Origin of the sequence: Acinetobacter piscicola (genome assembly GCF_015218165.1) — a bacterium.
In the GTDB taxonomy this organism is placed as follows: domain Bacteria; phylum Pseudomonadota; class Gammaproteobacteria; order Pseudomonadales; family Moraxellaceae; genus Acinetobacter; species Acinetobacter piscicola_A.
The window spans coordinates 3,560,766-3,575,295 of the sequence record NZ_CP048659.1 but is presented as its reverse complement, the minus strand read 5'-3'; the positions used below and the strand labels follow the sequence as shown (position 1 = coordinate 3,575,295).

Annotated in this window: 17 protein-coding genes and 2 tRNA genes; 12 read left to right on the top strand and 7 right to left on the bottom strand. The window is 38.6% G+C overall.

Features of this window, described 5'->3' with window-relative positions; translation table 11 throughout:
* Positions 1-30 precede the first annotated feature (30 nt).
* The 4 genes from G0028_RS17730 (at position 31) to G0028_RS17715 (ending at position 2,685) form a co-directional block, all read left to right on the top strand.
* Complete coding sequence (locus tag G0028_RS17730; protein WP_180047826.1) at positions 31-981, top strand: homoserine kinase; 951 nt, start codon at positions 31-33, stop codon at positions 979-981.
* A 266-nt stretch (positions 982-1,247) separates the two neighbouring features.
* Complete coding sequence (locus G0028_RS17725; RefSeq protein WP_180047824.1) at positions 1,248-1,874, top strand: DUF1294 domain-containing protein; 627 nt, start codon at positions 1,248-1,250, stop codon at positions 1,872-1,874.
* A gap of 33 nt (positions 1,875-1,907) precedes the next feature.
* Positions 1,908-2,300 (top strand): DUF4870 family protein, encoded by a 393-nt coding sequence (locus G0028_RS17720; RefSeq protein WP_174493902.1) that lies wholly within the window; start codon positions 1,908-1,910, stop codon positions 2,298-2,300.
* A gap of 67 nt (positions 2,301-2,367) precedes the next feature.
* Entirely contained in the window at positions 2,368-2,685 is a 318-nt protein-coding gene (locus tag G0028_RS17715) for an antibiotic biosynthesis monooxygenase family protein (protein WP_130072309.1), read from the top strand.
* Here the strand turns inward: G0028_RS17715 and G0028_RS17710 are convergent, their stop codons facing one another.
* The 3 genes from G0028_RS17710 to G0028_RS17700 form a co-directional block, all read right to left on the bottom strand.
* The gene (locus G0028_RS17710; protein ID WP_180047823.1) at positions 2,686-3,591 is read right to left on the bottom strand and encodes a DMT family transporter; all 906 of its coding nucleotides are present in this window, start codon (positions 3,589-3,591) and stop codon (positions 2,686-2,688) included. It lies immediately after the preceding gene.
* Between the two features lie 311 nt (positions 3,592-3,902).
* A complete protein-coding gene (hisA, locus tag G0028_RS17705) occupies positions 3,903-4,634 on the bottom strand; it encodes a 1-(5-phosphoribosyl)-5-[(5-phosphoribosylamino)methylideneamino]imidazole-4-carboxamide isomerase (RefSeq protein WP_130072307.1) in 732 nt (243 codons plus the stop codon).
* Between the two features lie 68 nt (positions 4,635-4,702).
* Entirely contained in the window at positions 4,703-5,377 is a 675-nt protein-coding gene (locus G0028_RS17700; protein WP_180047821.1) for a 3'-5' exonuclease, read from the bottom strand.
* An 88-nt stretch (positions 5,378-5,465) separates the two neighbouring features.
* Here G0028_RS17700 and G0028_RS17695 point away from each other — a divergent pair, with 88 nt between their 5' ends.
* Entirely contained in the window at positions 5,466-5,888 is a 423-nt protein-coding gene (locus tag G0028_RS17695; protein WP_174493900.1) for a transcriptional regulator, read from the top strand.
* 247 nt (positions 5,889-6,135) lie between these two features.
* Positions 6,136-6,837, top strand: a complete 702-nt coding sequence (locus G0028_RS17690; RefSeq protein ID WP_015586042.1) for an IS1-like element ISPa14 family transposase — start codon at positions 6,136-6,138, stop codon at positions 6,835-6,837.
* A gap of 49 nt (positions 6,838-6,886) precedes the next feature.
* On the opposite strand, the gene G0028_RS17685 is transcribed toward G0028_RS17690, so the two are convergent.
* The 3 genes from G0028_RS17685 to hisB all read right to left on the bottom strand — a co-directional run bounded on the left by G0028_RS17685 (position 6,887) and on the right by hisB (position 8,840).
* Positions 6,887-7,447 (bottom strand): DUF805 domain-containing protein, encoded by a 561-nt coding sequence (locus G0028_RS17685; RefSeq protein WP_180047088.1) that lies wholly within the window; start codon positions 7,445-7,447, stop codon positions 6,887-6,889.
* Between the two features lie 182 nt (positions 7,448-7,629).
* Entirely contained in the window at positions 7,630-8,247 is a 618-nt protein-coding gene (gene hisH / locus G0028_RS17680) for an imidazole glycerol phosphate synthase subunit HisH (RefSeq protein ID WP_130072303.1), read from the bottom strand.
* Entirely contained in the window at positions 8,247-8,840 is a 594-nt protein-coding gene (gene hisB, locus G0028_RS17675) for an imidazoleglycerol-phosphate dehydratase HisB (RefSeq protein WP_130072302.1), read from the bottom strand. The genes hisH and hisB overlap by 1 nt, the downstream gene beginning before the upstream one ends.
* A gap of 103 nt (positions 8,841-8,943) precedes the next feature.
* Between hisB and G0028_RS17670 the strand changes: the two genes are divergently transcribed.
* The 5 genes from G0028_RS17670 (at position 8,944) to G0028_RS17650 (ending at position 12,084) form a co-directional block, all read left to right on the top strand.
* Entirely contained in the window at positions 8,944-9,321 is a 378-nt protein-coding gene (locus G0028_RS17670; RefSeq protein WP_130072301.1) for a GNAT family N-acetyltransferase, read from the top strand.
* Between the two features lie 151 nt (positions 9,322-9,472).
* Positions 9,473-9,548 (top strand) — tRNA-Phe (locus G0028_RS17665).
* A gap of 136 nt (positions 9,549-9,684) precedes the next feature.
* A tRNA-Phe gene (locus G0028_RS17660) sits at positions 9,685-9,760 on the top strand.
* A 205-nt stretch (positions 9,761-9,965) separates the two neighbouring features.
* Positions 9,966-10,727, top strand: a complete 762-nt coding sequence (locus G0028_RS17655; protein WP_180047090.1) for a class I SAM-dependent methyltransferase — start codon at positions 9,966-9,968, stop codon at positions 10,725-10,727.
* Positions 10,728-10,812: 85 nt separating this feature from the next.
* The gene (locus G0028_RS17650) at positions 10,813-12,084 is read left to right on the top strand and encodes an OmpP1/FadL family transporter (protein ID WP_180047092.1); all 1,272 of its coding nucleotides are present in this window, start codon (positions 10,813-10,815) and stop codon (positions 12,082-12,084) included.
* A 123-nt stretch (positions 12,085-12,207) separates the two neighbouring features.
* Here the strand turns inward: G0028_RS17650 and G0028_RS17645 are convergent, their stop codons facing one another.
* Complete coding sequence (locus tag G0028_RS17645; RefSeq protein WP_180047094.1) at positions 12,208-12,627, bottom strand: GNAT family acetyltransferase; 420 nt, start codon at positions 12,625-12,627, stop codon at positions 12,208-12,210.
* A 211-nt stretch (positions 12,628-12,838) separates the two neighbouring features.
* Here G0028_RS17645 and G0028_RS17640 point away from each other — a divergent pair, with 211 nt between their 5' ends.
* A complete protein-coding gene (locus G0028_RS17640; protein ID WP_180047096.1) occupies positions 12,839-14,485 on the top strand; it encodes a GMC family oxidoreductase in 1,647 nt (548 codons plus the stop codon).
* Positions 14,486-14,530: the final 45 nt, after the last annotated feature.

The window sequence follows — 14,530 nt, the reverse complement described above, 5'->3', positions numbered from 1 at the left end:
AAATTATGTAAGTTTTTTCGCAGGTTTTGTATGTCGGTTTATACCACTTTGAGTTTACAGGAAGTTCAAGCTTTCGCAGCACCTTATGGATTGGAGGTGATTGAGCTGAATCCGATTCAAGGCGGCATTCAAAATACCAACTATTTTATTGTCTGTGCAAATGGTTCACAGTTTGTTTTGACCTTGTTTGAAAATATGGATGCACAAGCCGCAGGTGAGTTAGTGCCTGTGCTTGAACATTTAGGGCAGCATGATTTACCTGTTCCTGTGCCGTTGAAACATTCAGGCCAGTCGATTCACCATTTAAAAGATAAACCCGCACAGATAGCCCCACGCATGCTGGGCAACCACCCGATACCTGCCAGTTTGGCACAAGCTGAAGCCATCGCAATTGCGCAAGCAAAAATGCATGTGGCATTACAAAATTTTGCATTAACACGTAGCAGTGTACGTGACCATGATTATTGGTATCAGGTGGCACGCCAGATTCGCCCAAGCTTAGACATAGCAGACCAAACATTGCTGAATAATTTGTTGGGACTGTATGAAGCTTTAACAGTAATGTATCCAAATCGTCCAAAAGGTTTTATTCATTCTGATTTATTTCGTGACAATACCTTATTTGATGGCGATCAACTCAACGGTATTTTAGATTTTTATGAATTAAATCATGATGAATTACTGTTTGATATTGCGATTACTTTAAATGATTTCTGTACTGAATATCCTGATGTTGCATTGAATGAAGACAAAGCCATTGCCTTTTTAAATGCATACGAAACAGTACGTCCTTTAACGGCAGATGAAAAAGCTTGTTTAGAATTGTATTTGGCAATGGCAGCAGGACGTTTTTGGATGATGCGTTTACAGGTGGCGCAGATGAATGAAGCTGAAGGACGTACAGGCGAGGATATTTTGCAGAAAAATCCTTTAGAAATGCGTAATATGCTGGTAGAAAGATTGAAGTTTGTAACTGCTTAATTGTCATGATTTTGAATTGTATTCTTTTAATGGATTAGATTTCTTGCGTAAGTCGATTTGTGATTAAGATTGAATGCACAGTCTTGCGGAATATCTTCCTCACCTCTCCTTTTTCAGGAGAGGGCTAGGGAGAGAATTTATATGAAAAATCACCTTCTCCTCTTGCGCTACGCTCATCTCACAGGGAGAAGGGACTTTTCAATTCATGGTTATTTTTGACTTTTGCAAGAGAACTATTATTTTTTCTTAATATTTGGAAAATAGAAATGCGCGATCAAGGACGTTTAGTCGAATGGTTTGATGACAAAGGCTATGGCTTTATTCAACCCAATGATGAAGCCAAGGGGCGAGTCTTTCTACATATCAAAGACTTTGCACAAAAAGGACCACGACCAATTTTGGGTTGTGCTCTAGAATATAACGTTCAGGTCGATGCCAATGGACGTTATAAAGCAACACAAGTGGGTTATTTAAAAGCGTCACAAACCCAAAAGAGTGCTAAACCTAAAAATCAAAACTCAGCCAAATCAGTACAGAAAATACCACCGATGCAGGTTTTGTGTATTACCTATATTATTATTTTGGTTGGATTGACGGTGATTGGTTGGTTCAGTGGCATGATTTTATTATTGATCAGTATCATCAATGCCATGACCTATTGGTTCTATGCGCAAGACAAAGAGGCAGCGCAACAGGGCAATCGCCGTGTACCTGAAAATACTTTGCATATTTTCTCATTTTTGGGTGGGTGGCCTGCGGCATGGTTGGCACAACAACGTTTACGACATAAAACACAAAAACAACCGTTTAGAAAAATTTATTTCTGTACTATATTTTTGAATATTTTATTGATTTTATGGCTCATTTCACCTTTGAACGTATTTAAAATTTAAAGATGAGCAGTTGCCTTTATTGAGGATATAACAATGAATAGTTATACAGACACAAATAACAGCAAATCACTGACTTTGATCTTATATATTCTTTATATTATTGGAATTTTTTCAGCAGGCATTTTGGTGCTGATTGCTTTGATCATTAACTATGTCAAATTGGATTCTGTACGTGGCACGATATATGAAAGTCATTTTAAATGGCAAATTCGTACCTTTTGGGGGTATCTAATTTGGACAGTTTTGGCATTTGTACCTTTTATTTTTCTATTTTTTACCACCGATAATGTCAACGCTTTTGCGGGTGTGGCTTTAGGTGCATCTATTTTTTGTGGTGCGGTATTATTTTTCTCTTGGATTTGGATTGTATATCGGGCGATTCGTGGGATTGTCGCTTTGAATGATGATCGTGCTTTGCCTATTTAATGTATTTTAAAAATAAAAACAAGCCTGTCGCTTAGAAGTGACATGTTGAACAATAGTAGCACTCAGCATGATTATAGAACACGTTCATTTACAGATTAAGCCTGAACAAAGTCAGGCTTTTGAAGCCGCATTTCAGCAAGCAAAGGCATTTATTTATCCGATGTCGGGCTTAAATGCGGTGCAATTGATTAAAAATATTCAGGATTCACACCGTTATATTTTATTGGTATTTTGGGACAAGCTTGAAGACCATACTGAGGGTTTTCGTCAATCTGCTGAATATCAACAATGGAAAGCATTATTGCACCCATTTTATGATCCGATGCCTCAAGTTGAGTATTATCAGCCGTGTATGTTGTTGGAGAAGAAAGAGCCATCACGATGATCAACGTGATTGATTGTTTTGTAATTTTGATTTCTCCAAAAACTTTGGTCGCCATTCACTGATGATCACACCCATCACGACCAATAACCCTCCCAATAAAGCCAAGGCAGATAAACGCTCACCTGCCATACGTCCAAACACGGCTGCCCATACAGGTTCACCTGCATAAATAATGGCAGCTTGTGAGGGGTCAACTCTGCGCTGTGCCCAATTCATGACCAATTGAATCCCTGCACTTGCACAGCCTAAAGCACAGAGTACTGCCCATAATTGCCAATGAAATTGTGGCATGTGGTGTTCACCTACCAAGGGGGCAATCATAAAACAGAGGAGCGAAGCAAAAATCAGTTGAAGTACAGTGACTCGATGTACATTCACCTGACCTGCAAAGTGGCTGATCAAAATAATTTCGAAAGCAATAGCAATCGAACCCAGCAGGGTAATGATTTGTCCAAAATGTAGATGAATCGCCCCAAAACCATTGCCCGTTAAAAATACTAAACCCAAAAATGCCAAAAGTACGCCAAGCCAAGTCATGACATGTGGCACATTCTTAAAAATGAACCACATTAAAATCGGGACTAAAGGGACATAGAGGGCAGTCAAAAAAGCGGATTCACTACTACTCATGGTTTTTAAACCAATCGTTTGTAGTCCATAGCCTAAGGCAATCACTAGGCCGATACAAAAGCCTGCGAAGATTTCCTTACGGTTAAAACCTTTTAAATGTTTCCATGACAAAGCAATGACGGCAATGGCTGCGGCTGCAAAACGTAAGGCGACAAATAAAATCGGACTACTGAAATTTAAGCCGTATTGCACAGTGATAAAACTACCACCCCAAATGATGGTAATAAAGATTAAAGCCAGTTGTGGTGCTTTAGGGAAGCGGGTTGGGTTAAACATAGCACGGTGAAGAACTTAACAAGGCTGTAGTTTAACATGCTCTATTTCTTTGTTAGATCAAACTTATAGTAAGAAAATAAATAAAATTATTAAAAATCAGAGTGATATTTTACACATCATATCGTGTGTTAAAAAATAAATTTGAAGTATAAATGGAAGCATTGGCTTGGATTTTTTCATTTGTTGATGTATGCCCCATCTACGCATGATTGTATGGCTGAACTCAGTCAATGGGTGGATAGATAGTTTTAATTGATAATAAAAAAGAGGTCATATTGACCTCTTTTTTACATGTATTTTATTTGGAATAATTACAATGCTTGTTCATCTAATAACAATTGTGCTTCACGAAGGTTTAAAGTCCCTTCATAAATTGCACGACCTGTAATCGCACCTAAAATGCCTGGTTGACCTTTCAAGTTACGTACGTCATCAAGATTGGTCACACCACCTGAAGCAATCACAGGAAGACCAGAATAGGTTGCAAGATGAACAGTTTGTTCAACGTTTACACCTTGCATCATGCCATCACGCGCAATGTCAGTGTAGACAATGCTAGAAACGCCTGCATCAGCAAAACGTTTAGCTAAATCAGTCGCTTTTACATCAGTGACATTTGCCCAACCATCTGTTGCAACCATGCCATTCATGGCATCGATCCCGACAATGATATGACCTGCAAATTTCTTGCATGCTTCTTCAACAAATTCAGGTTCTTTCACAGCTTTTGTACCAATGATGACAAAAGATACGCCTGCATCTAAATAATGCTCAATGGTTTCAAGTGAACGAATACCACCACCGATTTGAATCGGTAAATCAGGTTGAGCTTTAGCGATCGCTTCAACCACAGGTTTGTGAATAGGTGTACCTGCGAAAGCACCATTTAAATCAACCAAATGCAAACGGCGTGCGCCTTCATTTACCCAATGTTGTGCAGTTGCTACAGGATCGTCAGAAAATACAGTATCGTCTTCCATACGCCCTTGTTTTAAACGGACACATTTACCATCTTTCAGGTCAATTGCAGGGATGATCAGCATGCTTTCGCTCCTTGCCCAATCTCATCAAAATTTATTGAGGCTCATCTTAGCAAAAACTTGATCATTTTCTAAGTGATAGTTTTCGCTTTATTCGGGCGAATTCTTAATTTTAGTGAAGTATTAGGAATGCTTGTTGGTAATAAGCCTAAACGCAGCAATTCCTCAAAAATCAACACAGCTGCATAAGCATCGGCTGCAGCATATTCAATTTGTGGCGTGGTTAAGGTTTTTCGAGCCCAATTTGAAGTGCTGACCGATTTACTTTTAGGAAAATTGACTTTAAATAACAATGCCATGGCATTTTTAATGCCCACAGGATTATTGAAACCAAAACTTTTAAAACATTTGGAGAGTTCAATGATGCTGTATAGCTCAATGCCTTTTTTTCGAAACAAATGTGCATCATTTTTGAGACCAAAACCCACTTTGATTTGATCTTTATTTTCAAAAATGGGTTTTAAAAAATTTAGAATTTCATCTGAAACTTGAAATAAATAGGCTTTTTCAAAGGTTGCTAACTGAATTAAATGTGGTCCTGTTTGTACATCATCTTTATGGAAGGTGGGTTTGGACTCACTGTCAAAACCCAAAACTGCTGCTATTTTAAGCTCCGCTTCGATGTTTTGACATTGTTGCACTGTGTTGATCACCACAATATTTTCCAATGCAATATTTTGAAAACGAGGCAAACTTTGGATGTATTCTTTGCTTGGCAAAGCAGAAATAGGCAGTTCCACAGACATTCAGCACATTAAAAATTCATCGTATTGTTATAACAAACTTAGATAAAAGGTGGTAGCTTTGTGAGGTGAGTAATTGGGAGGATAGGTCATGGCTGAAAAAGAGGATGATCTTTTAATTGAAGGCGCAAAACGTTTAAAGCAGTTGATTCAGGACAAAAATATTAAAGCCACTGACATTGTGAATATTTTAGAAAGCTCTAAAGGCACGATGAGCAAATGGTTGCAACACTCAACACCTTCTAGTGCGCAAAGTTTAATTGAATTGGCGCGTTTGGTGGGTATGACTGAGCGTTGGAACAGTGAAATAAAACAACAAAACCAACAAGATCAGGCTGATTTGGTCAATAAAGCTTATGTTGCATCTGAAGTAGATTTAAGCCAAGCCACCATGGAGCAGCTGATGGGAGAAATCAAAGACCGTTATGCAGCTTTAAACTTAAAAGCGGAAATTAAAATTAGTGTAGAGCCTTTAGAAGGCGGCTTTGTGACGAAAAATGAGTCAAATCATTAAGCGCTGAAGGCTTTAAGTGATCATTGACTAAAGAAAAATAGAATCGGTATCATGTAGTATCTTTGAATGATGATAAAAAATTGGCAGACCTGTGTGATGTGTAATTTTTGAAATTCAGACCCAATGTTATAAGTATATCAATCAAGCCAAATGCATTGGCTTGATTGATATTCAAATGAAAAATATTGGGTGGTGTTTCAAAAAGTATGCTGAAACAAAGCAGGTTGAATTTTGATAAAATAGAGAAATGCGAATAACTCTAGAAATCAAATGTCCAACCTGCCTCAGTGACAGTATAAAGAAAAATGGCATCAAAGTAGATGGGAAACAAAACTATCAGTGCAAAGACTGTAAACGTCAGTTTATTGGTGACCATGCTCTGAGCTATCTAGGATGTCATTCAGGCATTACTCGAAAAATATTACAGTTGATGGTCAGAGGTAGTGGTATACGAGATATCGCTGAAGTTGAGCGAATCAGTATCGGTAAAGTTTTACGTACTTTAACCGAATCGACCTACCAAATTCAGCCTAAACAAAGTCATTATGAGTCTCTTGAAGTTGATGAGTTTTGGACTTTTGTGGGAAATAAAAATAATAAACAATGGCTTATTTACGCCTACCATCGAGAAACAGGTGAGATTGTTGCTTATGTTTGGGGTAAAAGAGACTTAGCTACAGTTCAACGATTGAAGGCAAAGCTTAAACAATTAGGTATTCACTACACCCGAATTGCAAGTGATCATTGGGACAGTTTCATAACTGCTTTTAAAAACTGCAAGCAAAGTATTGGTAAATTTTTTACTGTAGGTATTGAAGGTAATAATTGCAAAATAAGGCATCGAATTAGGCGCGGTTTTAGAAGGAGTTGTAATTTTTCAAAAAAGATTGAAAACCATTTTAAAGCTTTCGACTTAACCTTTTTTTACATCAATAATGGCTTCATTTAATGTCAGCATACTTTTTGAAACACCACCAAATATTGATGCTAACGCAGTATTATTCTGAATATTCAGATGTTTGTTCTAGTTGCATTTGTTCCATCTGCATACGCATCGCTTCTGCATTTTTGACATAACTCTGATAAGCAGGAATCGCAACAGCAACCGTTAAAATAAGGCTCAGTGGAATCATAACGATATAAATCCAGCCTAAAACTTTTTCCCAGCCACGCGTTAGGCGAGGTGCACCATAATTATTATTGCCTTCATCGCCTTTGGCACAGGAAATATAAATCCAAAAAAATATCCCGACCAAGGGTATTAATAACACCAATGACAGCCAACCTGTTTTATTGAGATCATGCAAACGACGTATCGCAAAAATATAAGTAAAATAAAGCAGAATGATATAAATCAAAATGATGGGTACAAAAAAGCCAAGTGATGGACTTGCGCCATAGGACATATTTGCCATCATATTCGGTACGATGAATGCAGCGAGAACACCGCAAAACATCAAAAAGAAGCCGAGTAGCATATTCCAAGCAAGATAGGATAAACGCCCAAAGCGTCCATTTGCGCTCAGACCCGAGTCGCTAGATTGAATATTATTGTTCATTTTTTACTCAATTGAGATGGTTAGAAAATGTATTTATTAAAATTTAAACGTATGTTTTGTTTTAAATTTGATTAAATGTTAAACAAAAAAGAAAATAAATCAAATTAAGATTTTAATTTTTAGATGAAATTACGACTCAAGCTGAGCCAAATGATATTGGCTCAGCTCAAATGGGCTCAACTTTAAATATCCCATTCCACAAAGTTTTTGAGCAATTGCAAACCTGCTGTATGACTTTTTTCAGGATGGAACTGGGTTGCGAACAAGTTTTCTTTATGGATAGCTGTACAGAACTCTAAGCCATAATCACAAGTCGCAGCCACTAAGTTTTGATCTTTGGGTTCTACATAATAACTGTGCACGAAATAGAAACGCGCATCCTGATCAATATCTTTCCACATTGGATGAGAAGGATCAGCTTGATGCACTTGGTTCCAACCCATATGTGGAACTTTTAAATTTTCAATTTCAGGAAAATGCTTTACAGAACCTGCAAAGATACCTAAAGCCTCAGTACCACCATTTTCTTCTGAAGATTGCATCAAAGCTTGCATACCGACACAAATCGCAAGCACAGGTTTGTTAAATGCAGCATGACGTACGACTTCATCAATCCCTGCTTCACGCATGCCTTGCATACAGTCGCGCATTGCACCTACGCCTGGGAATACAATTTTATCTGCTTGAGCAATCAGCTTGGGATCATTGGTCACATCCACCGTTGCACCGACATGTTCAAGTGCTTTTGCTGCTGAGTGAAGATTTCCCATGCCATAGTCAAGAAGGGCAATACGGGTCATTACAATGTTCCTTTCGTAGAAGCGACTTTATCTTCAGCACGTGGGTCAATTTCACATGCCATACGCAGTGCGCGCGCAAATGCTTTAAATACACTTTCAATTTGGTGATGGCTATTTTTGCCTTTCAAATTATCGATATGAAGTGTCATCAGTGCGTGATTCACAAAGCCTTGGAAAAACTCAGAGAATAAATCGACATCGAATGTACCAATGCGCGCACGTGTAAATGGAATATCCATCCATAAACCTGGACGACCAGACAAGTCCACGACAACACGGCTTAAAGATTCATCAAGCGGTGCATAAAAATGACCATAACGTTTTAAGCCTTTTTTATCGCCGAGTGCTTGGGCAAACGCCTGTCCTAAAGTGATTCCGCAATCTTCCACAGTGTGGTGATCGTCGATTTCTAAGTCACCATCACAGTGAATATCAATGTCAAATAAACCATGACGCTTGATTTGATCAATCATATGGTCTAAAAATGGAACACCTGTATTGAGCGTGCCTTGACCTGTACCATCAAGATTCACTCGAACTCGAATTTTGGTTTCGTTGGTGTTTCTTACCACTTCACTGATACGTTGTGCCATAGACACGTTCCTCAAAAAACGTCAAAAATTAAAAGTTTGATGTAAAAGATGTTTCGCTGTGACGAAAGTGACAGCATATTAGATTGCTCAGGAGGGTTAATCAATGCCTATAACCGTACATGCTAAAACTTCACTTGAAAATGACGAAGTTCGTAATCAACTTGAGCGCCTCTACGACACTAGTCCAGAATTTGCCGATGGTAAAGATGCCATTGAACAACTTGAGCAAAACTTAGCTCAGTATACCCTACTTTACGTTGCAGAATTTAATACCAAAATTATTGGTGCAATTTGGTGTACGGGGCAAGGTGAAAGCAAAACCTTAGAAAATATTGTGGTACATCCAGCAAATCGTGGGCGTGGTGTTGCAGAACGCTTAGTGGAAGAAGCGTGCCGCCTTGAAGAAGAGAAGGGCGTGAAGAAATTTGAACCAGGCTGTGGTGCAATCCATCGGTGTTTGGCACACATCGATAAACTCTAATTTGTGTATTTTATGAAAAGCAGCTCTATTGGCTGCTTTTTTATTGTTTCTAAATACAAATGGTCATATTGCTGTAAAAATAGACTAATGAATCAATTTTTTCATTCAAGACTTGACGGCAAAAGCATTAAACTGTTTAATACGCTCCATCGGCGTGATAGCTCAGTAGGTAGAGCAACGGATTGAAAATCCGTGTGTCCCCAGTTCGATCCTGGGTCTCGCCACCATATTTAAAAACCGTATTTACGATTTCAATCTCTGATCCCATCAGAGATTTTTTTTGAGTAAAATTTACTCGAATGAATAAAAAAGTAATGATTTATATTGACTAATTTATTCAGATACGGCTTAATACACCCCATCGGCGTGATAGCTCAGTCGGTAGAGCAACGGATTGAAAATCCGTGTGTCCCCAGTTCGATCCTGGGTCTCGCCACCATATTTAAAAAAGCTCTAAATATAAATTTAGAGCTTTTTTTTGTTTAAAATTTTTAGAAAAGTTTTGAACTGGTTTTATCATCACGATATCTTTTTATTTGAAGATGAACGCGACAATAAAGCTTTATCTTGTTAGACAATATAATTTGTATCTCACCAAATTATGCGTATATTAATAAAATGAGAAATATATCACATATTAAAAAATGAAAGATCTATTTTCAAAAGACAGTCAGCTTTATCAACAAGCTCGACCAAGTTACCCGCAAGAGGTATTGCAGGAAATATTACAATATGTACCTGTGAAAAATTTTGCTTGGGATGCAGGTGCGGGATCAGGACAATTTACCCAATTGCTTGCCCCTTATTTTGATCATATTGTGGCAACAGATATAAGTGCCAATCAATTACAATTCGCCCCTTATTTTGAAAATGTTAGTTATCAGGTACAAGCGTCAGAACAAACTTCTTTTGTAGATAAGAGCTTTGATTTAATTACTGTTGCACAGGCGATCCATTGGTTTGATTTTGAAAAATTTTATAAAGAAGTTTATCGTACACTGAAGCCTACAGGAATTTTAGCGGTCATTGGTTATGGTATGATTTGTGTGCAGCAGGACAAGGTTCAGCAGCAGATTCAAACGCTTTATTTTGAAAAATTAAAAGGTTATTGGGATAGTGAGCGTCATTATATTGATGAAGGGTATAAAACAATACCTTTTCCATTTGAAGAAATAGAAGACTGTGCATTTAAGATTCAATATCAATGGTCGGCTGCACAATTGTTGAAATATTTATTGACATGGTCAGCAGTAAAACATTATTGTGAAAAAAATCAAGATCATCCATTGGTTGATTTGGCTGAAGTACTCAATGTTGAAAATGAAGATTTGGTTGTAGAGTTTCCTGTTTACTTGAGAATAGGGAAATTAAAAACATTAAAGAAAAAACGCTTTATGAAAAAATAGAATAAACATGTTAATTTATTTTTGATTACAAGATATACCTTCAACAATATACTAAGAAATATATTATTGTTAGATAAGATGAATCATGAAAGCTACATATCAACTATTACCGTTAGCTTTATTTGTATCTTTATTAAGTTCTATGGCGTATGCAACAACAGGTTATTTTATGCATGGTTATGGCGTAAAAGCACAAGGCAATGCAGGGACTTCGATTGCACAATTTCAGGATGCTTTGACTATTGCCAATAACCCTGCGGGTTTAAGTTGGATGGGTGATCGTGTCGATGTCGGGGCAACTATTTTTTCTCCTGACCGTTCTGCTCAAATCAGCGGTAACCAAATGCCTCAAGGTTATCCCAATGCCAATGGTAATTATGATGGCAATGGGCGCCAGTATTTTGTTTTACCTGAATTGGCTGTGAATCATCAAGTGAATGATCAGGTGGCTTTGGGTCTTGCGATTTATGGAAATGGCGGCATGAACACGGGCTATAAGCAAAATCCGTATGCGGCATTTGGCAATCAGGGCACTGCTGGTGTCGATTTGACCCAAGTCTTTATTTCACCTGCAGTTTCATGGAAATATGCAAAAAATCAATCGATTGGTGTAGCGACCAATATTCTATATCAGCGTTTTGAAGCTAAAGGTATAGGGGCTTTTGCTGGTTATTCTCAAGATGGTCAAAATTTAAGTAATCGTGGTAAAGATGATGCAACTGGCATTGGTGCACGCATTGGTTGGACGGGACAGTTTTTTGATGATCGTTTAACTTTAGGGGCAAGTTATTCATCTAAAATCAATGCAGATCGCTTTAAAAAATATCAGGGTTTATTTGCAGAACAAGGTGATTTTGATGTGCCTGAAAGTTATGGCATTGGTGCAGCCGTCAAAGTCACACCGAAGTTAACTGTAGCAGCGGATGTACAGCGAATTAATTATTCAGATGTTGACTCTGTTGGTCATTCATTTGATGTCGCACAGTTACAACAAGGTCATGTCTTTGGTTCGGACAACGGTCCTGGTTTTGGTTGGGATGATATCAATGTCTATAAAATTGGTGTGAGCTATCAGGCACATCCTAAGCTGACTTTACGTGCAGGCTATAGCCATAATGATCAACCGATTCGGGACAGTGAAGTGTTTTTAAATGTGCTAGCTCCGGGTGTGGTACGTGATCATCTGAGCGTAGGTGCGACGTATAATATTGATCCGCATCAGGAAATTAGTGTGGCCTATACACATGCTTTGGAGGATGAAGTAAAAGGTCCGATTTCACCGGCATTTGGTGGGGGTGAAGCGAAGTTGCAAATGAGTCAGGATATTTTGGGTTTATCTTATGGTTATAAGTTTTAGGGGTTGGGTTTAAGCTATTCATTATATTGAGTTTGGATCTCATCTAATTTGTAATGAAAGTTCCCTCTCTTTTTAAAGGAGAGGGTTAGGGTGAGGATTTTTTTGAAATACCATCTTTATTTTTCAATCCTGAATCAAACGTTTGCCTAAACAGACCACCTCAATTTCCTCATAGCCCAATTGTTCATAAAAACTTTGTACATCAATATTTTCTTTACGAACCAAAAGTTGAAGTTTTGGGCAACCGAGTGCGATTAAACGTTTTTCCAATTGTTGAATCAGTGCAGTTGCGACACCGTTGCGCTGTGCATGTGGGTGAACCGCTAAATAATTTACCCAACCACGATGCCCGTCATAGCCACCCATGACGGTTGCAATGAGTTGCTCATCTTTGACAGCCAATAAAAACAAACCATCTTGCTGCGCTGTTTTGCGGAAAATATCAATTTCAGGATTATTCCACGGACGGGTTAAATCGCAGAGCTCCCAAAGGGCGATGACATTTTCCAGATCATTTTCCTGAAACTGACGAATCATAAACATAAGGTGTACTGACCTTTTGTTTTTAAATGTTATTTGCTACAGATTAATCGAAAATTTAGACAATGATAAGTGTGATTTTTATACAATTGAATCGAAAAATTATTTTTGCACATCATCATAATTGTTGAATTGTTCGGCTGAAATGATTCTTTAAACAGCAAATATGTGCATAATGAAAAAAAGCGTAAATTTAAAACAACAAGGATATCACGTGAATAAAATGGAATTTGATTACATCATCATTGGTGGGGGGAGCTCAGGCTGTGTCTTAGCTGGGCGTTTATCGGAAGACCCAAATGTCTCGGTCTGTTTACTTGAAGTTGGTGGCGGCGGTGATGGCTGGAAAGTTGAAGTGCCCTGTGCAGCGGTGATCAGCATTCCTACAAAAATCAATAATTGGGCATTTGAAACGGTACCCCAAAAAGGACTGAATGGACGCAAGGGCTATCAGCCCCGTGGTAAGTGTTTAGGGGGTTCATCTGCGATTAATGCCATGGTGTATATCCGTGGCAATGCACAGGATTATGATCATTGGGCAGCCTTGGGTAATGATGGATGGTCGTATCAGGATGTCTTGCCCTATTTTATAAAATCTGAGAATAATCAGCGTATTCACAATGCCTATCATGGCAATGAGGGTCCATTATCTGTTACCGATTTACAAAGTGAAAATCCTTTACAAGCGCGCTATTTGGCTGCGGCAAAAGAGCAAGGCTATAAAATTCTGGATGATTTTAATGGCGCAGAACAAGAGGGCTTAGGCGTTTATCAGGTCACGCATATTAATGGTGAGCGTTGTAGTTCGGCACGGGCGTATTTATTTCCGCATCGTGAACGTAAAAATTTAACGGTTGAAATCCATGCACAGACCCAACGGATTTTGATTGAAAATGGTGTCGCTGTCGGTGTGGAATATAAACAAGCGGGACAAGTGAAGCAAATCTATGCACGCCGTGAAGTGTTACTGAGTGCAGGTGCGATGCAATCCCCACAGATTTTGATGTTGTCAGGGGTGGGTGATCAGCATGAGTTGATGGAACATGGCATTGAAGTGAAAAAGCATTTGCCGGGTGTGGGTAAAAATTTTCACGATCATCCTGACTTTATTTTTGGTTATAAAGTCGATGCAATCCCGGGTACTTTTGGTTTGTCCTTGAAAGGTTCTATAGATTTATGGGGGCAAATTCAGCGTTATCGTAAGGAACGCAAGGGGCTTATTAGTACTAATTTTGCTGAGTGTGGCGGTTTTTTAAAAAGTTCGCCTGAACAAACTTTACCGAATTTGCAGCTACATTTTGTCGTGGCACTTGTCGATAATCATGCGCGGACTATGCATATGGGACATGGGATTTCCTGCCATGTGTGTTTGTTAAATCCAAAAAGCCGCGGCACGATTAAAATCAGTGGGGCGAGTATTGATGATCCATTATTGATTGATCCTAATTTTTATGATGATGAGTCTGACTTAGAGGAAATGGTCAAAGGATTCAAGCTGACTCAAAAATTGATGCAGTCGAATGCTTTTAAAGACATCATTAAAAAAGATTTATTCACTGCGGATGTGCAAACGGATGAAGAGATTCGCCATATTCTCAGAGAGCGTTCAGATACGGTATATCATCCTGTCGGAAGTTGTAAGATGGGGGTAGATGATATGGCGGTTGTCGATGCACGTCTGCGTGTTTATGGCATTCAAAACTTGCGAGTGGTCGATGCCTCGATTATGCCAACGGTGGTCAATGGCAATACCAATGCGCCTGCAATCATGATTGCTGAAAAAGCCGTCGCGATGATTCGTCAGGATCAGGCGAGTGTCGCGTTTATTGACAAGAAAGTACGGGTCGGTGAAGTTGCATGATTGAGATTGATCAATATTGAAAAGTCCTCTTTCCCTTTGGGAGAG